The organism is Nocardioides albus, assembly GCF_014648255.1.
Lineage (GTDB): Bacteria > Actinomycetota > Actinomycetes > Propionibacteriales > Nocardioidaceae > Nocardioides > Nocardioides albus.
On the sequence record NZ_BMQT01000002.1, the window covers coordinates 237,732 to 255,516 of the forward strand.

The following is a 17,785-nucleotide window of genomic DNA, read 5'->3' on the forward strand; positions in this document are numbered from 1 at the left end:
CGGAGCGGCTGTGGTCGTCCTCTCGTCTGAGAGCACGGTCGGCTGCGCTCGGGCCGGGTTCCGCGCCGCGGCCCGAGCGGTGGCGCCGCTGATCGACGGGTCCGGACGGACGGTCGTGCTCGGTGCTTCGAGCGGGCCACCGGAGGTGACCGCGGATGCAGACCGGGTGCTGGCCTCGCTCCGTCCGGACGCGGGTGGATCCCGGCTCGCGCTGCAGGTGCTGAGGCAGGCCGCTGCCGAGGTGGTCCGAGACGCCGGTGGCGGCGCGGCCCACACCGTGGTGCTCGCCGATGCCCTCCTGCAGTCGGCGGCGCGGCAGGTGGCGGCCGGGATGGACCCCGTGCTGCTACGGACCGGGCTCACGAGTGCGAGCGAGGCGGTGCTCGCGGCCATGGCCGACATGGCCCGTCCGGCCTCGTCCGCCGAGCTGCGGCGAGTCGTGGACACGGCGCTCGGGCCGTGGTCGCGGGCCGCCACCTCGGCGAGCGGCGGTGCGGCCGGATCGAACGGTTCGATCGGGTCGCTCGTGCTCGAGGCGGTGGCCCACTGCGGCCCGGGCCGCTCGCCCAGCGTCGTACCGGCGCTGAGCCATGTTGAGCTGAGCCATGTGGAGAAGGTGACCCTCGAGGTCGGGACCGGCGTGGTCCTGGACGCCGGCCGGCTCAGCCCGTCGATGATCACCGACCGAGGAGCGGACCTCGCCGAGATGTACGGCGCCCGGGTGCTGCTCTACGACGGGCCGGTGCGCTCGGCCGACGAGCTCCTCCCGCTCCTCGGCCGGCTCGCCGAGGGCTCGGACGGACATCGACCACTGCTCCTGGTGGCTGATCGGATCGCCTCGGACGCGCTGGCGGTGCTGGTCGTGAACCACCTGCAGGGCCCCTTCCAGGTGGTCGCCGTGGCTGCTCCGCACCTGGGGGCTCACCGGCGTACGCGGTTGGCGGAGGTGGCTGCGCTGACGGGTGCGAGCGTCCTCGGCCTCGAGCGTGGCGTCCCGCTGCAGACCGTCACGCCGGACCTGCTCGGGACCGCACATCGGGTGGAGATCGACGGGAGCCGGTGTCTGATCGAGGGACAGGGGGCGCAGGACGGCTCCGGCTCCCGTGATCGGTGGGCACGGCTTCGGGTTCCGGCCGACGGCCTCGTCGGGCGGGCGATGCTCCCTGCCGTACGAGGCGCTGTCGCCGCCGCCGGTGCGGCGGTCGCCGACGGCGTGCTTCCCGCCACTGCTTGGGAGGTCGCGGCGAGCTCGCTGCCGGACGTCGACCGGACAGGGAGCCGCGACGGCGCTGCGCACGCCCTCCGGAGCGCGCTCGGGGCGATGGCCAGTCGCACCACGTCGGAGGCGGTGCTCCCGCTCGCGCTGTTCCGGGCGAGCCTGCGGGCTGCGTGCTCGGTGACGGGCCTGATGGTCAGCAGCGGCGGCATAGTCCTGGACACCGCCTCAGACCGGCACGCCACCGAGGTGGCCCGGCAGGAGGAGCGCCGGGCTCACCAGGGCGGCAACGGTCATGGGCACGGTCACGGGCACGGTCACGGGCACGGTCACGGGCACTGACCGGGTCGCGTGGCCGTGGCGGTCAGCTCCACTGGCGGTCGTGGGTGATCTGCCAGTCGTCCCACTCCTTGGTCGCGGCGAAGTACTTCTCGCCCTCGGCCAGGTGCTCCCGGACGACGTCCTCGACCAGCTCGAGACCTAGTCCGGGAGCGTCCGAGACGTGGTAGTAGCCCTTGTCGACGAGCGGCTTGGGCAGGCCGGTGACCAGGTCCTCCCAGAAGTCCACCTCGGAGGAGTGCTGCTCGAGCGCCATGAAGTTCTCCGTCGCCGCGGCGACGTGGGCGGCCGCCATCGCGCCGATCGGTGAGCCGGCGTAGTGGATGAACATCGGGATGTTGTGCTCCTGGGCGAGATCGCCGATGCGCTTGGTCTCCAGGATGCCGCCCGCGGTCGCGATGTCGGGGTGGACGTAGTCGCACGTACGGCCCTCGAGGAGGGGTCGGAAGCCGTCGAGCCCGTAGACGTCCTCGCCGGTCATGATCGGGGTCGAGGAGGAGTCGGTGATCTGCTTGAACTCCTTGTGGTGGAACCACGGCTGGATGTCCTCGAGGTAGGCCAGCGAGTACTCCTCGAGACGGCGGGCGAGCCGGATGGCGCTGTTGACGCCGAAGTGGCCGATGTGGTCGATGCCCAGCGGGATGTCCCAGCCGATCGCCTCCCGCATCGCTGCGGGGAACTTGGCGATCTCGTCCATGCCCTTGTCCGTGATCTCGATGCCGGTGTAGGGGTGCTCGGTGGAGCCGTAGGAGTCGCTGGGCGGGTCCAGGTCGTACTGTCCCAGGTCACCCCACGGCTTGGCGCCGGTCAGGGTGCCCGGGATCTTGCGGATCAGCTCGATCCCGACGTCCATCTTGACGAAGGTGTAGCCGAACTCGTCGATCTTCTTCTTCATCTGCTCGGCGTACGCCTCGGGAGTCTCCGCTCCGGCGGTGTCGGTGTAGAGCCGGATCTTGTCGCGATACTTGCCGCCGAGCAGCTGGTAGACCGGGACCTCGAACGCCTTTCCGGTGAGGTCCCACAGTGCCATCTCGACCCCGGACACGCCGCCGCCTTGGCGGCCGTGGCCGCCGAACTGCTTGATGATCTTGAAGATCTTCTCGACGTTGCAGGGGTTCTCGCCGAGGATGCGGCTCTTCAGCATGAGCGCATAGCGCTTGTCGGCGTCGTCGCGTACCTCTCCGTAGCCGCTGATGCCCTGGTTGGTGTCGATGCGCACGATGGGGGAGGTGAACGGCACGCCCGCCACCACCGCGATCCGCATGTCGGTGATCTTCAGCTCGCTGGGCGAGGAGGCGCGGCGTACGTTCTGGGTCAGATGGGAGAGCTGGTCTTCGATCGGCCGGTCGAGGATCTGGGCGACGGATACGCCCGCGGTCGCGATCCCGGCTGCGCTGAGGAGTGATCGCCGGTTGAGGGCGGTGGCGGTGGGGTTTGTGAACAGGCTCATAGATGCAGACAAGTGGATCCGAGCCTGGAGGACAATCGCGCTTTCGTGATCGTCCTATTCCGCTCTCACATGCGGCGGAATCCGGATCCTGACATCGTGATCTCGAATGGCGGTCGGGTTCCGCTCTGGGGCGGGGGCTGCTACGGGCAGCGGTTCGGAGGGGCGCTCTCCGGTCACGGCCACCTGACCACGGGCTCGAAGGCCGGGTCGGTGGCGTGGGACCGAGGGGTGGTCCTGGGTCGATCGGCGTGGATGGTGGCGAACGTGGCGTAGGCGGCGGCGACGAGCAGGACGATGAGGACGAGGAGTGCTGTATTCATGGCAGCAATTCTTCTCTCTAGGAGATCCTGCCACATTGGCAGAAATACCTAATTGCGCGATTTCCTGCCAGGTGGCACCCTTCTGAGGTGCTTACGAATGTGGCGGCCGTGATCTGGGACGGTGTCGCTCCCTTCGAGTTCGGGGTCGTGTGCGAGGCGTTCGGGCTCGACCGGCGCGAAGACGGGGTGCCGCTGCTGGAGTTCGGCGTCTGCTCGCTCGAGCCCGGCCTGGTCCGCTCCAGCCTGGGCTTCGGGATCGAGGCTCTGTGCGGTCTGGAGCGCGCCGACGAGGCCGATCTGGTGTGCGTCCCGGCCATGCGCAGGGGCGACCCGGTGCCGCCGCGGGTGGCCGAGATGCTGCTGCGTGCCTACCGCCGTGGTGCCCGGATCCTGACGGTCTGCGGGGGAGCGTTCGCCCTGGGGGAGGCCGGTCTCCTCGACGGACGCGAGTGCACCACCCACTGGAAGTACACCGACGAGCTCGCGGCCAGGTTTCCCGAGGCGAAGGTGGTCCCCGAGGTGCTCTACGTCGACACCGGGCAGATCATCACCAGCGCCGGCACCGCGGCCGGGCTGGACGCGTGCCTGCACATCTGGCGGCAGGAGTACGGCGCCGCGGTCGCCTCCGCGGTGGCCCGCCGGATGGTCGTGCCGCCACAGCGTGACGGTGGCCAGGCCCAGTTCATCTCCCGCCCCGTGCCCGAGGTCGACGCCGAGACGCTCGGACCGCTGCTGGCCTGGATCCTGGAGAACCTCCACGAGGAGCTCGACGTGGACTCCCTTGCCCGCCGGGTGCTGATGTCGCCGCGTACGTTCGCCCGCAGGTTCCGTGCCGAGACCGGCGCGACGCCCTATGCCTGGATCACCGCCCGGCGGGTCCACCGTGCCGAGGAGCTGCTCGAGCGCACCGAGCGGCCGGTCGAGTGGATCGCGAGCGAGGTCGGGTTCGGCAACGCCGCCGCCCTGCGCCATCACTTCACCCGCGTACGCGGCCTGTCACCGCAGGCCTATCGGCGCCGGTTCGCCTGCGGGGACGCCGAGAGCGCCTAGGAGATGCCCTAGTAGGTTGACGCCCATGCGCGTAGGACTGACCGGCGGGATCGCCTCGGGGAAGAGCACGGTGTCGGAGCTGCTGGCCGAGCTCGGGGCAGTGATCGTCGACTCGGACAAGATCGCCCGGGAGGTCGTCGAGCCGGGTACGCCGGGGCTCGCCGCCGTCGTGGAGGAGTTCGGGCCGTCGGTGCTGACCGAGGCCGGTTCGCTCGACCGGGCCAAGGTGGGGGAGATCGTCTTCGCCGACGAGTCCGCCCGGGCGCGGCTCAACGCGATCGTGCACCCGTTGGTCGGCGCGCGCTCCGCGGAGCTCGAGGAAGCCGGACGGGTCGCGGGGAAGCTCGTCGTCAACGACATCCCCCTGCTGGTCGAGGTCGGCTATGCGCCCTTCTTCGACGAGGTGATCGTCGTCGACGTGCCGGTCGAGACCCAGATCGAGCGGGCGATCGCCCGCGGGATGACCGAGATCGACGCCCGCGCGCGCATCGCCGCGCAGGCCAGCCGCGAGGAGCGGCTCGCCGTGGCGACGTACGTCATCGACAACACCGGCACCCTCGAGGACCTGCACAAGCGGGTGCGGGAGATCTACGACTCACTCGCCTGAACGTGTCGGTAGGTGGGGGTTGCTGCCATACTCGGCCGGGTGACTGGGGGCAAGCACACCGATTCAGAGGATCAGCGACGCCGTCCGCGGCGTTGGATGCGGCCGGTGATCGCGGGCGCCGTGCTGGCTCTTGCGGCAGGGGCGGGCGCGGCCGCGGTGACCGTCGGCATGCCGACACGGGTCGATGACGAGCCGAACAGGCCGGCCAACGCCACCACGAAGACCGACCCGACAAAGGACACCACGCCGTTGGCCTGGGGCCCGACGCGCGGAGAGCTGGCTACCGCTCGCGAGCTGGTGGCCGGTTGGGACGAGGAGCGGCTGGCCGGCCAGGTGATCGTCGGCCGCTACCACGGCACGGATCCGGCCAAGGCAGCGAAGATGGTGCGCAAGCTCCACCTCGCCGGGGTCAGCGTGACCGGCGAGAACGTCGTCGACGAGGCGCAGGTGCGCGAGACGACCGCCGCGGTCTCCCGTGCGGTAGCAGCCGATGGCCGCACGTTCCCCGCGGTGATCGGCGTCGACCAGGAGGGTGGCGTCGTCTCCCACCTGCGCGGCGTGGCCACCGAGTTCCCGGAGTTCGCGCGCGCCGGGGACGCCATCGAGACGAAGCCGCGCAAGGGCGTCAGGGTGACGACCGACGCAGCGCGGACGACCGCCCTCGAACTGCGGGACCTGGGCTTCACCTGGGCGTTCGCGCCGGTCGCCGACGTGACCGTCGGCGCGACCGACCCGACGATCGGGTCGCGCTCGCCGAGCGAGGATCCGGCGATCGCCGCGACGGCGGTCTCCGCGGCCGTGCAGGGCTACAACACCGCCGGTCTGGTCTCCACCACCAAGCACTTCCCGGGCCATGGCGCGGTCACCGGTGACACCCATCTCGGGCTCCAGGAGCTCGACTTCGGGGTGAAGAAGCTGAAGCGTCGTGACCTGGTGCCCTTCGACGCAGCAGTGGACGCCGGGGCGCCGGCCGTCATGATCAGCCACGTCGACGTGAAGGCGGTCGCTCCCGGGGAGCCGGCCAGCATGGCGCCCCCGATCTACGATCTGCTCCGCGACGATCTCGGCTTCACCGGCATCGCGATCACCGACTCGTTGGGGATGGGTGCGGTCACGACCACCACCAAGAAGCCCTCCGTGGTCGCCCTCGAGGCCGGTGCCGACCTCCTGTTGATGCCGGCCAACTCCCGAGCCGCCCACCGCAGCGTCGTCAAGGCGCTCCAGTCCGGCCGCCTCGACCGCGAGCGTGTCGAGGAAGCGGCGGCGAAGGTCGTCGCCATGCAGATGTGGCAGCAGCGCACCGCCGACGCGGTCCCGGTCCCCGGTGACGTACGCGAGCAGGCGGAGCAGGCCTCCGCGGCCCTCTCCGAAGCCGGCTCCCAAGGCTGATACGCCGAGACGTCAGTTCCTGGCGCCGAGAAGTCGGTTTCTGATGTCGAGACGTCACTGAGCGCGTTCGTGGCACCATCGACGCATGAGCGAGCGCCAGCGAGCGAACATGAGCCTGGTGCTGCACGTCGACCTCGACCAGTTCATCGCTGCGGTCGAGGTGCTGCGGCGTCCGGAGCTGGCCGGGAAGCCGGTGATCGTCGGTGGGCGCGGTGACCCGACCGAGCGGGCGGTGGTCTCGACAGCGTCCTACGAAGCGCGGGCCCACGGGGTCGGCTCCGGGATGCCGCTGCGACTAGCCGTGCGGAAGTGTCCCGAGGCGGTGCTGCTGCCGGTCGACCACGCCGCCTACGACGTTGCCTCCGCCGGCGTCATGGACACGCTGAGATCGCTGGAGTGGGGCGGCGTACCTGTCCTGGTCGAGGTCCTCGGCTGGGACGAGGCGTTCCTCGGGCCCGGCCCCGGTCACGGCGACCTCGGCGATCCGGCGGCCTTCGCCCAGGACGTACGCGATCTCGTGCTCGAACGCACCCGGCTGCGCAGCGGCGTCGGTGTCGGCGACAACAAGCTGCAGGCGAAGCTCGCCACGGGGTTCGCCAAGCAGCGGGTCGACGGTGCCCTCGCGCGTGAGGCCGGCGCGGGCGGCCACGAGCCCGGTCCGGGCGGGCAGCTGCGGGGGACCGGCGTCTACCGGATCACCCATGAGACCTGGGACGCCGAGATGGGTCACCGTCCGACCGACGCGCTGTGGGGGATCGGGGCGAAGACCGCGAAGCGGCTCGCCGGGCTCGGGATCGAGACGGTCGCCGACCTGGGAGCGGCCTCGGCGGAGCGTCTGGCCGCCGAGATCGGCCCCACGACCGGCCCCTGGCTGCGCCGTCTGGGCCGTGGCGCCGACACCAGCCCCGTGGACCCGTCGCCGTGGGTCGCGCGCGGCCACGGCCACGAGGAGACCTTCCAGCAGGACCTCGTCGAGTGGCCCGACATCGTCGCCGCGACCCGCCGCCTGTGCGGCGAGTGCCTCGTGGATGTGGTGAAGGAGGGTCGCCCGGTGACCAGGGTCGAGATCAAGGTGCGGCTCAAGCCGTTCTTCACCGTCACCCGCGGCCACAAGCTCCCCGAGCCCACCCTCGACCCCGACCGTCTCGCCGACGAGGCAGAGGCGCTCCTGGAGCGGGTCGAGAAGGACCGCCCGGTCCGCCTCATCGGCGTACGCCTGGAGATGGCTCCGCCGCCTGGCGGCTACTGACCGCCCGGCACTCCAGTTGTGGCGGTCGAAACCGCAGACATGGAGACCGAATCGGCACCTTTGGGCGGCGAAACTCTACTTTCGTCGCCCAGAACTACATTCTCGGCACGCCAAAACTACAGATTCGGCGCCCCTCCAGGAGGAGCGCCGAATCTTGGGTTGGGATCAGGCCGCGAGGTCGGGGTCTGCGAAGCGGCGCAGCTTCTGCAGGGCCTCGCGCTCGAGCTGGCGTACGCGCTCGGCGGAGATGCCGTGCTTGACACCGATGTCGGCGAGCTTGTGCTGACGGCCGTCCGTGAGTCCGTAGCGGGAGCGGACGATGTCGGCGGAACGCTCGTCGAGCTGGCCGACCAGCGAGTTGAGCCGCTCGCGCGACTCGACGTCGATGACGTCCATGTCGGGCGAGGGTGAGGACTCCTGAGCCATCAGGTCACCCAGCGAGGTGTCGCCGTCCTCATCGATCGGCGTGTCGAGCGAGACGTGGTCCCGACCCCAGGAGAGCAGGTCGAGGACACGGTCGATGTCCATTCCGAGCTCGCCGGCGATCTCCTCCGGCTCCGGGTCGCGGCCGAGCTGACGTTCCAGGGTGCGGCGGGCGCCGCCGACCTGGTTGAGCTCCTCGACGACGTGGACCGGGAGCCGGACCACACGCGCCTGCTGGGCGATGCCACGGGTGATCGCCTGGCGCACCCACCACGTCGCGTACGTCGAGAACTTGTAGCCCTTGGTGTAGTCGAACTTCTCAACGGCCCGGATCAGGCCGGTATTGCCTTCCTGGATCAGGTCGAGCATCGGCATCTGCGCACGGCCGTACTTGCGCGCGATGGACACCACCAGTCGCAGGTTGGCGTTGATGAACTGACGGGTGGCGCGGTGGCCTTCCTCGGCCAGCCACTCCAGCTCGGCTCGGGTGGCTCCACCGGGTGCCTTCTTGCGGCCGACGCGGCCCTCGGCCAGCAGATGCTCGGCCATCAGGCCGGCCTCGATCGCCTTGGACAGCTCAACCTCTTTGGCAGCATCCAAGAGCTCGTTGCGGGCGATCTCGTCGAGATACAGCCCGACGCTGTCACGGCCCTCGATCTCTCGGGTGGCAGTGGCGGTGCGTGTCGCCATGGGAACCTCCTCACGGTGAGGTTTGTGGCCTCACGGTGGTTTCAACGCTTCGCCCCTCCCAGGTGTTCCCTGGTAGAGCGCCTTGTCATCGAATCCGTCTTCGATCTCTTGTCCGGTTCGACGTACGCCGCGGGCGATAAGTTGCATCGCGAGGTGAATCTCAGGGGTTTCTCATGGAGTACCCCGAGATCCCCGCAGATATGCCCTACGAAGAGGTCACCTGGTCGATCATCCAGGCGAGACTGAACGCCCGGTCCTCCCACGCCTTGTAGCGCCCCGAGACTCCTCCGTGTCCGGCCGCCATCTCCGTCTTCAGGAGTACGTCACCAGGATTCTCTGCCGTCGCGCGCAGCTTGGCGACCCATTTCGCGGGCTCGACGTAGAGCACCCGGGTGTCGTTGATGCTGGTCTCGGCCAGGATCGGCGGGTAGTGCTGCCGGGTGACGTTCGTGTAGGGGTCGTAGGAGGACATGTAGTCGTACGTCTCCTTGTCGGCCTCCGGGTTGCCCCACTCGTCGTACTCGGTGACGGTCAGCGGCAGCGTCGCGTCGAGCATCGTGGTCAGCGCGTCCACGAACGGCACCGCGGCCACGATCGCGCCCACGGCGTCGGGCGCCTGGTTGGCGACCGCGCCCATCAGCAGGCCGCCGGCGCTGCCGCCCTCGGCGATGATCTGGCTGGGCGTCGACCAGCCCGACTCGGTCAGGTGGCGGGCGCAGGCGATGTAGTCGGAGAAGGTGTTCTGCTTCTTGAGCATCTTCCCGTCGTCGTACCAGGCCCTGCCCATCTCACCACCGCCGCGGATGTGGGCGATGGCGAACCCGATCCCACGGTCCAGCAGGCTCAGCCGGGCGATGGAGAAGTAGGGGTCCATGCTGGCCTCGTAGGACCCGTAGGCGTAGAGCAGCACCGGGATCGGCCCCTGCTCGTGGAGACCCTTCTTCGCCACGATCGAGATCGGAACACGTACGCCGTCCTCGGCCGTCGCCCAGAGCCGGTGCTCCTCGTAGTCGTCACGGTCATAGCCACCGAGCACCGGGGCCTGCTTGAGCAGGGTCAGCTCGCGGCTGCGTACGTCGTAGTCGTAGACGGAGGCAGGGGTGCGCATCGTGGTGTAGCCGAGGCGAACGACGGGGGAGTCGAAGGTGGGGTTGGAGCCCGAACCGATGGTGTAGAGCTCGTCGTCGAACTTCACCAGGTAGTCGTCGGAGACCCCACCTGTGCCTCCTTCGGGGCCGAGCTCGAGGATGCGGAGCTGGGTCAGGCCCTCGCTGCGCTGGTGCACGACCAGGTGGCCGGCGAAGGCGTCGACGTCCTCCAGACGTACGCCCTGGGTGTGAGGGACGAGCGGCTGCCACTCGCTTCGCGGGGTCGGGGCGATCGGGGCGGTCGCGATCTCGAAGTCCGGGCCGGAGGCGTTGTGGGTGACCAGAAAGACGTCCTCGCCGGCGATGGTGGCGTGCTCGAGGGAGTATTCGACGCCCTCCTCGCGGGCGGCGAAGACCTGCCAGCCGGCGTCGGGGTCGTCGAGATCGAGGAAGCGGTATTCGGCGGTGACCTTCGCGGCGGTGCCGATGAACATGAACCGGTCGGATTTGGTCCGTCCCACGCCCACCCAGAACCGGTCGTCGGTCTCGTGGAAGACGAGCTCGTCCTGGTCCTGGCTCGTGCCGAGGCGGTGGCACCAGATCTTGTCGGCACGCCAGGACTCGTCGGCGGTCGTGTAGTAGAGCGCCGCGGAGTCGCGGTCCCAGGTGGCGCCGCCGTGGACGTTGGTGAGCTCGTCGTCGAGCGGCTCGCCGGTGGTGAGGTCCTTGACGCGTACGGTGTAGCGCTCGTCGCCGGCGACGTCGGTCGCGTAGGCGAGCAGGGTGGTCGACGGGCTGACGGAGGAGCCGCCGAGGCTGAAGAAGTCGTGGCCCTCGGCGAGCGCGTCGAGGTCGAGCAGCACCTCCTCGCCGGGGAGCGCTGGCTGGTCGGGGGTGACGTCGGCGGGGGTCGGCGGGGCCCAGTCGTCAGGGTCGGTGGCCTTCACCCGGCAGCTCGCGCCGTACTGCTTCCCCTCGAAGCTGCGGCCGTAGTACCAGTAGCCGCGCGATCGCGTCGGGACGCTGAGGTCGGTCTCGAGAGTGCGCGCCTTGATCTCCTCGAAGATCTGCGTACGCAGGTCGGCGAGATGGTCGGTCTGGTCCTTGGTGTAGGCGTTCTCGGCCTCGATGTAGGCGATGACCTCGGGGTTCTCCTTCTCCCGAAGCCACTCGTAGTCATCAGTCCGGGTCAGGCCGTGGAACTGCTTGGACGAGGGCTTCTTCGGGGCGATCGGCCAGGGCGTCGAGGAGAGGTCGGCAGACATGAACGAGACCCTATCCCCGCCACCCTCGCTGCCTCGACCACGGGATCAGTGTCCCGGACGCATTGCAACGCGCTATCGCACACCCAAGTCGTCTCGCGCAATACTGCACCCGCTCGCCGTGACGGCCAGATCGAGCCGGGGGAGCGGGCGTCAGGACTCGATGAACGGCTGCAGGTCGGGGTCATCGACGGCGTACGACCGCACGGGGCCGGCGGGAGTCTCGGCGGTCTCGAAGCGCACGGTCACGACGCCGCGCCCCGAGCCCCAGACCCAGCCGCGGCCCATCTCGGCGTGGACGACGTCCATCCCGGCCGCCCAGGTCGGTCGCCGCACCGGCTCGGGCAAGGGGAGGTCGGGCTCGGCGTCCTCGTCGGTGTCGTCCCCGAAGAGGTCTTCCTGGATCCAGTCGGCGAGTCCGGAGACGCCGACCCCGAGAAGGCGTACGCCGCCGGCCGTCTCGCCTGCGGTGAACAGCTCACCGAGCAGGGCCCTGGCCAGACGGGCGATGGCACCGGCTTGGTCGGTCGGGGCCGGCAGGGTCGTGGACCGGTTGATCGTGGTGAAGTCGTAGAGCCTGACCTTGATCGTGATCGTGCGGCCCGAGAGCCCGTTCTTCTTCAACCGCGCGGCCACCTCGGTGGCCTGTCGGGTGAGGATCTGCTCCATGAGCGGCCGGTCGGTCAGGTCGGTGTCGTAGGTGCCTTCCACGCTGACCGACTTGGTCTCGCGCTCGGGCTCGACGCGACGGTCGTCCTGGGCCCTGGCCAGCTGGTAGAGGTTGGTCCCGTGGGACTTGCCCACGAGGCGCACGAGCTCCTCGACGCTGACCTGCTCCAGATCGGCCACCTTGTGGATGCCCGCGCGGCGTAGGCGCTCGGCGGTGGCCGGACCGACGCCGGGGATCACCTTCACGTTCATCGGGCGGAGCAGGTCGAGCTCGGTCCCGGGCGCGACCACGACCAGCCCGTCGGGCTTGTCGAGGTCGCTGGCGATCTTCGCGATGAACTTCGAGCTGGCCAGGCCGACGCTTGCGCTCAGGCCGCCGGTGACCTCGGCGACCTCGGCACGGATCCGGGCGGCGGTCTCGGCCACAGTGTCGATCTCGAGGTCGGGAAGGTCTGCGGCGGCGAGATCGACGAAGGCCTCGTCGAGGGAGAGCGGCTCGACCAGCGGCGACAGCTCGCGCAGGATCCCGAAGACCTGCTCGCTCACCTTCTTATAGGCATGGAAGCGTGGGTAGAGGAAGGCGGCGTGCCCGCACAGTGCGCGGGCCTCGCGCGTCGACATCGCCGAGCGGACACCGAAGGTCCTGGCCTCGTAGGAGGCCGTGCTGACCACGCCGCGTCCGCTGATGCCGCCCACGACCACCGGCTTGCCGCGCAGGGACGGCTTGTCGCGCTGCTCGACGGAGGCGAAGAACGCGTCGAGGTCGAGGTGCATCACCGACGCGTGCGGTCTCATGGTGGCAACCTATCTGGCAGCGGGGACAATCCATCGCATGCCAGTTACCGTCCACAGGAGCGATTGAGGACGGGGTTGTCCACAGGCCCGCCTATTGGCCGAGAAACTGTCGGTGGGTCGCGGGGAGGGTGGTCGCTATGACCACAAAACTCTCCATCACCCACCCCGAGGACGTCTTGGCGGCAGTGCCTGTCCTGCTCGGCTTCCAGCCCGAGAAGTCGATCGTCATGCTGACCTTCGGCGGTGCTCACCAGGTCCACGGCAGGATCGACCTACCGCCTCCGAGCGAGGTCGAGAGCTGTCTCGACAGCCTGCTCCTGCCCGCGATCCGCCACCAGGTGCGCGGCGTCCTGCTCGTCCTCTACGACAGCGGCCCGCGCTTCGGGGCGAAGCTCGCCCGCCGTCTCGCCGAGCGGCTCGCCGAGAGCGACATCGATCTGATCGGCTGCCTGCGGGTCCAGGCCGGACGGTGGTTCGACCCGCTCGGGTTCCATGACGTCCCCGACGATGGCGTGCCCTTCGATGTCGACGCGCATCCGATCCTCGCCCAGGCGGTCTATGACGGGCACCCCGTGCGCCGCTCTCGCACCGAGCTCGCCGCCTCGATCGCCGCGGTCCCCGCGGCCGTCGCCGAGACAGAAGCCGCGCTGGGGGAGGCCTCGGCGATGAAGCCCTACGAGGTCGGTCGCCTGGTCGACGACGCCGTCGCCGGGACGGTGCTGTCTGCCGGTCAGGTCGCCTCCCTGCTGCTTGCCCTTCGTGATCCGCAGGGTCGCGATGCGGCCTGGGGTGGGATGTCCCGTGAGGAGGCCACGGCTCACGTGCGCCTGTGGACCGATGTCGTACGCCGCAGCCCCGACGACCACGTCGCCCACCCTGCCGCGGTGCTGGCCTTCGCAGCTTGGCTGGGTGGCGACGGGGCGCTCGCCTGGTGTGCCCTCGACCGTTGCTTCGCGAGCGAACCCCACCACGGTCTCGGGGTGCTGGTCGCGCAGATGCTCGACGGTGCCGTCCCGCCGGCCACCTGGGAGGAGGCGCTCGGTCGGTCCGACCACCCGGCCTAGCTGGTGCGGTAGCGCAGCCGCTTCCACCGACGGGTCAGCCCGGAGCGGGGGTCGACCCACGCGTTGCGGGTCACGACGACGTACGTCAGGGGCGCCTGGATCTCGCGGAACGCCTGCCGGGCCGCAGCGAGCCAGCGGAGGTCGACATCCTCGACCTCCAGGTCACCGGCGCGCGTCAGCCACACGATCGGGTCGGGCGCGCCGACCCTGCGCCGCATGCTGTGGATGATGTCGGCGCGCAGCCACTGGTCCGTGGGTTCGTCCTCGCGATGGGCGTGGACGACTTCCTTGCCGCCCGGGACGCCGAGGTGGACGAGCGCCAGGAACGAGCGCCGGTGCTCGCTGGCGGTGTGGTCGAGCACCGCCCGTCTCAGTCGCTTCTCCAGCACCGGCGACAGCGGCTCGTGAAGACCTTCGACAGATGCCTCGGACAGGGCGGGCAGGGTGGACATGGTGGCCATCGACCTAGCGTGCAACGGATGCCGGATTCGCGCGACCCGCTATCCACAGGGCACCGACCGCCTATATGCCCGCTTCGATGATCCGGGCAGATGCGGCGGCGCCGTCGGCTCCGACGTACGCCTGCTGCACCTCCGAGGCTGCGGCGTGGATGCCCCGATCGGCAAGAACGCGACGCACAGCTGCGACGAACTCAGGGGACCCGACGCGTTTAGGCGATACCGCGATGGCGTTCCCGCGCCGCTCGCACAAGCGCACGTGCCAGGTCTGTTCCGGCTGCAGTCCCATTCCGACGAAGGGGATACCGGTGGCGCAGGCCGTCTGGATCGTGCCCTGTCCGCCGTGCAGGACAGCCGCATCGACCAGGCCGCCGAGTTGGTGCGCGGGCAGAAGCCCGGTGACGTGAACGTTCGAGGGAAGGCTTTCGCCGCTGTCCAGGTAGTGGGAGATGGGAGCGATCACGTTCACCGGAAGCGCACCGAGGGCGTGGGCAGCGGCGACCGCGAGCCGGCGGTTCGCCGAGGATCCCAGGCCGAGATAGACCAACGGCCGCGACTCGGCTGCCAGCTCCTCGACTATCGGGGGCATCGGCGCCTCGATGTGGGCGAAGATCGGCCCGACCCGCTCGAATCCTTCTGGCAGCGTGAAGCCGTCGAGCTCCCAGGGCATCTCGGTGATCAGGTTGCGATCAGCGGTGATGAGCGACGAGATGGTTCGCATCGGAGGCACGCCGTTCGCGACCGCTACGGCCGCGAACGAGCGCGGGGCGAGCGGGGCCCGGGTGTAGACCGCGCGAAACGCGGCTGTTGCCAGCCGATCCGCGAATCGTGCCGCACGACCCCGCCCATCGACGAGGAACAGGTGACGTGCCTGACGCACCTGCGGCTCGGTCAGCGCAAACGGGACCGGGTAGTAGAGCGGCACCCCCTCGGCACGGGCGGAGATGTAGGACGTCAGGTTGGACCCGGTCGCCACGGCTGAAGCACCCTGCTCGCGGATCACCTCCCGCTCGATGGAGACGCGGTCGGTGACCACCTTCTCCGTGTAGGGGTTCTTCAGCGTCTTGCCCTGATCGAAGGCGATCAGCTGCTCGCGGTCCTGGCGCGTGAACACCGGAGCTCGCGAGACGTACTCGAACCCTGAATCGCGAATGAGGTCGACATAGTCGTCCTCGTAGCCCATGAACACGGCGCGATGCTCCGGACTCAACGCACGAGCGACCTGGATCATTCGAGTGGTCTCGGCGAGGTTGAAGGTCACCGGACAGAACAGCACGGTCGCCATCGAAAACGTCCCTCCTGGACTCGGTCGGTCCGCGCCCGCTGTGCCTGCTGCATCGAACGTATCGCCGCGGGCTCCCTTTCTGCTTCGACCGCGTGTCGTTTCGTCGGATGAGGCAAGATGGCTCTTATGCCTTCGCTCCACATCACCGGCGACGAGGCCGCTGACAAGTTGCTCTCCGAGGATCCTTTCGCACTGCTCCTGGGTATGGCCCTGGACCAGCAGTATCGGATGGAGGATGCGTTCAAGGGAGGTCACAAGCTGGCGACCCGCCTCGGCCATCTGGATCCCGCCAAGATCGCCGAGATGGATCCCGAGGAGTTCAAGACGGTCGCCTCGACCCCGCCGGCGATCCACAGATTCCCGGGTTCGATGTCTGCCAAGGTCCAGGGGATCGCGACCATCGTCACCAACGAGTACGGCGGCGACGTCACCCGGCTGTGGACCGAGGCCACCAGCGGCAAGGATCTGCTCAAGCGGGTCCAGGCGCTCCCGGGTTTCGGGAAGCAGAAGGCCCAGATCTTCGTCTCGCTGCTGGCCAAGCAGCTGGGAGTGCGGCCCGAGGGCTGGGAAGAGGCGGTCGGGGACTATTCGATGGATGGTTACCGTTCTGTGGCTGACGTCATCGACGTCGAGTCGTTGCAGAAGGTGCGTGACTATAAACAGCAGAAGAAGGCCGCAGCCAAAGCAGCCGGATGAGTCTCTGGCTGAAACCACGCCCCGGATGGGGACTGTTCACCATCACCGTGGCAGAATGAATCTGCGGCTCTTGACGACCCCGGGCCCTGCCGCGCCCAAACTCAGTTTTTGATAAGTCTCGACCAAGTTCGACGGAGAGGTGTTCGTGTCCTCGAACGCGCGCAAGATACCCGCTGAGGTACTCGCCCACCCTGCCGTGAAGGCACTGATCGACCAGGCCAAGCCGACCGGACGGGTGAGCCCAGACCAGGTCCGCCAGGCCAGCGAGGATGCCGCGGTCGAGCCCAGGCATCTCAAGGCACTGCTCGGCCACCTGAGCACGCTCGGCATCTCGGTAGACCTCGGCACCGCCGTGACCGGCCGTGCCGCGGCGGCGACGACCTCGACCCGCAAGACGACCACGGCCAAGGCGCCAGCGAAGAAGGCCGCTGCCAAGAAGGCCGAGGCCGAGAAGCCGGCCAAGAAGGCCGCGGCGAAGAAGGCCGACGCGCCGGAGCCCAAGAAGACCACCGAGATCGACGAGGACGGCGAGGAGATCATCCTCGAGGACGTCGAGGTCGATGTCGACGACATCGTGGTCGAGGACTCGGACACCGAGGCGGAGACCCCGGTCGTCCCGATCGGCCCCGATGGCAAGAAGGTCCTGCCCGACATCCCCGACGAGCAGTTCGAGAAGGACGTCGCCGCCGACCCGACGATCAAGGAGGACGAGAAGGAGGCCTCGAAGCAGAGCTTCGTCGTCTCGACCTCCGACGACACCGACGAGCCCGAGCAGACCGTCATGGTCGCCGGTGCGACCGCCGACCCGGTCAAGGACTACCTCAAGCAGATCGGCAAGGTCCCGCTGCTCAACGCCGAGATGGAGGTCGAGCTCGCCAAGCGGATCGAGGCTGGCCTCTTCGCGGAGGAGAAGCTCGGCAAGGGCGGCAAGATCACCCCGAAGATCCTCGACGAGCTCGAGTGGATCGCCGAGGACGGCAAGCGCGCGAAGAACCACCTGCTCGAGGCCAACCTCCGTCTGGTCGTCTCGCTGGCCAAGCGCTACACCGGTCGCGGCATGCTCTTCCTCGACCTGATCCAGGAGGGCAACCTCGGTCTGATCCGCGCGGTCGAGAAGTTCGACTACACCAAGGGCTACAAGTTCTCCACGTACGCCACCTGGTGGATCCGTCAGGCGATCACCCGCGCGATGGCCGACCAGGCCCGCACCATCCGTATCCCGGTGCACATGGTCGAGGTCATCAACAAGCTGGCCCGCGTGCAGCGTCAGATGCTCCAGGACCTGGGCCGCGAGCCCACCCCGGAGGAGCTGGCCAAGGAGCTCGACATGACCCCGGAGAAGGTCATCGAGGTCCAGAAGTACGGCCGCGAGCCCATCTCACTGCACCCCCCCCTGGGTGAGGACGGCGACTCCGAGTTCGGTGACCTGATCGAGGACTCCGAGGCGATCGTCCCGGCCGACGCGGTCTCCTTCACCCTGCTCCAGGAGCAGCTGCACGCCGTGCTCGACACGCTCTCCGAGCGTGAGGCCGGCGTGGTGAGCATGCGCTTCGGTCTGACCGACGGTCAGCCGAAGACTTTAGACGAGATCGGCAAGGTCTACGGGGTCACCCGCGAGCGCATCCGACAGATCGAGTCCAAGACGATGTCGAAGCTGCGACACCCGTCGCGCTCGCAAGTGTTGCGTGACTATCTCGACTGAACCACGTTAATCACACCGAACGCCTTCCCGGAT

15 protein-coding genes are annotated in these 17,785 nt (G+C 69.0%); 8 read left to right on the top strand and 7 right to left on the bottom strand.

Annotation, left to right across the window (positions count from 1 at the left end; all coding sequences use genetic code 11):
• Positions 1–10 precede the first annotated feature (10 nt).
• Entirely contained in the window at positions 11–1,558 is a 1,548-nt protein-coding gene (locus IEY84_RS04445) for a TCP-1/cpn60 chaperonin family protein (RefSeq protein ID WP_183545200.1), read from the top strand.
• Between the two features lie 22 nt (positions 1,559–1,580).
• Here the strand turns inward: IEY84_RS04445 and IEY84_RS04450 are convergent, their stop codons facing one another.
• Both IEY84_RS04450 and IEY84_RS04455 read right to left on the bottom strand, forming a co-directional pair.
• Entirely contained in the window at positions 1,581–3,005 is a 1,425-nt protein-coding gene (locus IEY84_RS04450) for a mandelate racemase/muconate lactonizing enzyme family protein (protein ID WP_183545198.1), read from the bottom strand.
• 173 nt (positions 3,006–3,178) lie between these two features.
• Entirely contained in the window at positions 3,179–3,325 is a 147-nt protein-coding gene (locus IEY84_RS04455; protein ID WP_183545196.1) for a hypothetical protein, read from the bottom strand.
• A gap of 87 nt (positions 3,326–3,412) precedes the next feature.
• Between IEY84_RS04455 and IEY84_RS04460 the strand changes: the two genes are divergently transcribed.
• From IEY84_RS04460 to IEY84_RS04475, 4 genes are all read left to right on the top strand, one after another.
• The gene (locus IEY84_RS04460) at positions 3,413–4,375 is read left to right on the top strand and encodes a helix-turn-helix domain-containing protein (RefSeq protein ID WP_183545194.1); all 963 of its coding nucleotides are present in this window, start codon (positions 3,413–3,415) and stop codon (positions 4,373–4,375) included.
• Between the two features lie 25 nt (positions 4,376–4,400).
• Positions 4,401–4,982: a dephospho-CoA kinase gene (gene coaE / locus IEY84_RS04465; RefSeq protein WP_183545192.1), complete on the top strand. Its 582-nt coding sequence runs from the start codon at positions 4,401–4,403 to the stop codon at positions 4,980–4,982.
• Positions 4,983–5,078: 96 nt separating this feature from the next.
• Positions 5,079–6,371: a glycoside hydrolase family 3 N-terminal domain-containing protein gene (locus tag IEY84_RS04470; protein ID WP_221208794.1), complete on the top strand. Its 1,293-nt coding sequence runs from the start codon at positions 5,079–5,081 to the stop codon at positions 6,369–6,371.
• Positions 6,372–6,456: 85 nt separating this feature from the next.
• Entirely contained in the window at positions 6,457–7,620 is a 1,164-nt protein-coding gene (locus IEY84_RS04475; RefSeq protein WP_183545187.1) for a DNA polymerase IV, read from the top strand.
• 165 nt (positions 7,621–7,785) lie between these two features.
• Here IEY84_RS04475 and IEY84_RS04480 read toward each other — a convergent pair whose 3' ends face one another.
• The 3 genes from IEY84_RS04480 to IEY84_RS04490 form a co-directional block, all read right to left on the bottom strand.
• Positions 7,786–8,733, bottom strand: a complete 948-nt coding sequence (locus IEY84_RS04480) for a sigma-70 family RNA polymerase sigma factor (protein WP_141803993.1) — start codon at positions 8,731–8,733, stop codon at positions 7,786–7,788.
• 205 nt (positions 8,734–8,938) lie between these two features.
• Positions 8,939–11,086: a S9 family peptidase gene (locus tag IEY84_RS04485; protein ID WP_183545185.1), complete on the bottom strand. Its 2,148-nt coding sequence runs from the start codon at positions 11,084–11,086 to the stop codon at positions 8,939–8,941.
• Between the two features lie 150 nt (positions 11,087–11,236).
• Positions 11,237–12,547, bottom strand: a complete 1,311-nt coding sequence (locus IEY84_RS04490; RefSeq protein WP_183545183.1) for a DNA polymerase IV — start codon at positions 12,545–12,547, stop codon at positions 11,237–11,239.
• Positions 12,548–12,684: 137 nt separating this feature from the next.
• On the opposite strand from IEY84_RS04490, the gene IEY84_RS04495 reads away from it, so the two are divergent.
• Complete coding sequence (locus IEY84_RS04495; RefSeq protein ID WP_183545181.1) at positions 12,685–13,611, top strand: DUF4192 domain-containing protein; 927 nt, start codon at positions 12,685–12,687, stop codon at positions 13,609–13,611.
• On the opposite strand, the gene IEY84_RS04500 is transcribed toward IEY84_RS04495, so the two are convergent.
• Both IEY84_RS04500 and IEY84_RS04505 read right to left on the bottom strand, forming a co-directional pair.
• On the bottom strand, positions 13,608–14,072 hold the full coding sequence (locus tag IEY84_RS04500) for a hypothetical protein (RefSeq protein WP_229788335.1): 465 nt from the start codon (positions 14,070–14,072) through the stop codon (positions 13,608–13,610). The genes IEY84_RS04495 and IEY84_RS04500 overlap by 4 nt on opposite strands.
• Before the next feature lie 61 nt (positions 14,073–14,133).
• Entirely contained in the window at positions 14,134–15,354 is a 1,221-nt protein-coding gene (locus tag IEY84_RS04505; RefSeq protein ID WP_183545179.1) for a glycosyltransferase, read from the bottom strand.
• Between the two features lie 117 nt (positions 15,355–15,471).
• Between IEY84_RS04505 and IEY84_RS04510 the strand changes: the two genes are divergently transcribed.
• Together IEY84_RS04510 and IEY84_RS04515 are read left to right on the top strand one after the other, a co-directional pair.
• Positions 15,472–16,050 (top strand): HhH-GPD-type base excision DNA repair protein, encoded by a 579-nt coding sequence (locus tag IEY84_RS04510; RefSeq protein WP_221208744.1) that lies wholly within the window; start codon positions 15,472–15,474, stop codon positions 16,048–16,050.
• Between the two features lie 166 nt (positions 16,051–16,216).
• A complete protein-coding gene (locus IEY84_RS04515; protein WP_444544189.1) occupies positions 16,217–17,752 on the top strand; it encodes an RNA polymerase sigma factor in 1,536 nt (511 codons plus the stop codon).
• Positions 17,753–17,785: the final 33 nt, after the last annotated feature.

Coding starts and splice junctions, on each gene's coding strand:
- IEY84_RS04450 (WP_183545198.1), bottom strand. CDS start 3,005: ATGAGCCTGTTCACAAACCCCACCGCCACCGCCCTCAACCGGCGATCA.
- IEY84_RS04455 (WP_183545196.1), bottom strand. CDS start 3,325: ATGAATACAGCACTCCTCGTCCTCATCGTCCTGCTCGTCGCCGCCGCC.
- coaE (WP_183545192.1), top strand. CDS start 4,401: ATGCGCGTAGGACTGACCGGCGGGATCGCCTCGGGGAAGAGCACGGTG.
- IEY84_RS04470 (WP_221208794.1), top strand. CDS start 5,079: ATGCGGCCGGTGATCGCGGGCGCCGTGCTGGCTCTTGCGGCAGGGGCG.
- IEY84_RS04475 (WP_183545187.1), top strand. CDS start 6,457: ATGAGCGAGCGCCAGCGAGCGAACATGAGCCTGGTGCTGCACGTCGAC.
- IEY84_RS04480 (WP_141803993.1), bottom strand. CDS start 8,733: ATGGCGACACGCACCGCCACTGCCACCCGAGAGATCGAGGGCCGTGAC.
- IEY84_RS04485 (WP_183545185.1), bottom strand. CDS start 11,086: ATGTCTGCCGACCTCTCCTCGACGCCCTGGCCGATCGCCCCGAAGAAG.
- IEY84_RS04490 (WP_183545183.1), bottom strand. CDS start 12,547: ATGAGACCGCACGCGTCGGTGATGCACCTCGACCTCGACGCGTTCTTC.
- IEY84_RS04495 (WP_183545181.1), top strand. CDS start 12,685: ATGACCACAAAACTCTCCATCACCCACCCCGAGGACGTCTTGGCGGCA.
- IEY84_RS04500 (WP_229788335.1), bottom strand. CDS start 14,072: ATGGCCACCATGTCCACCCTGCCCGCCCTGTCCGAGGCATCTGTCGAA.
- IEY84_RS04505 (WP_183545179.1), bottom strand. CDS start 15,354: ATGGCGACCGTGCTGTTCTGTCCGGTGACCTTCAACCTCGCCGAGACC.
- IEY84_RS04510 (WP_221208744.1), top strand. CDS start 15,472: ATGGCTCTTATGCCTTCGCTCCACATCACCGGCGACGAGGCCGCTGAC.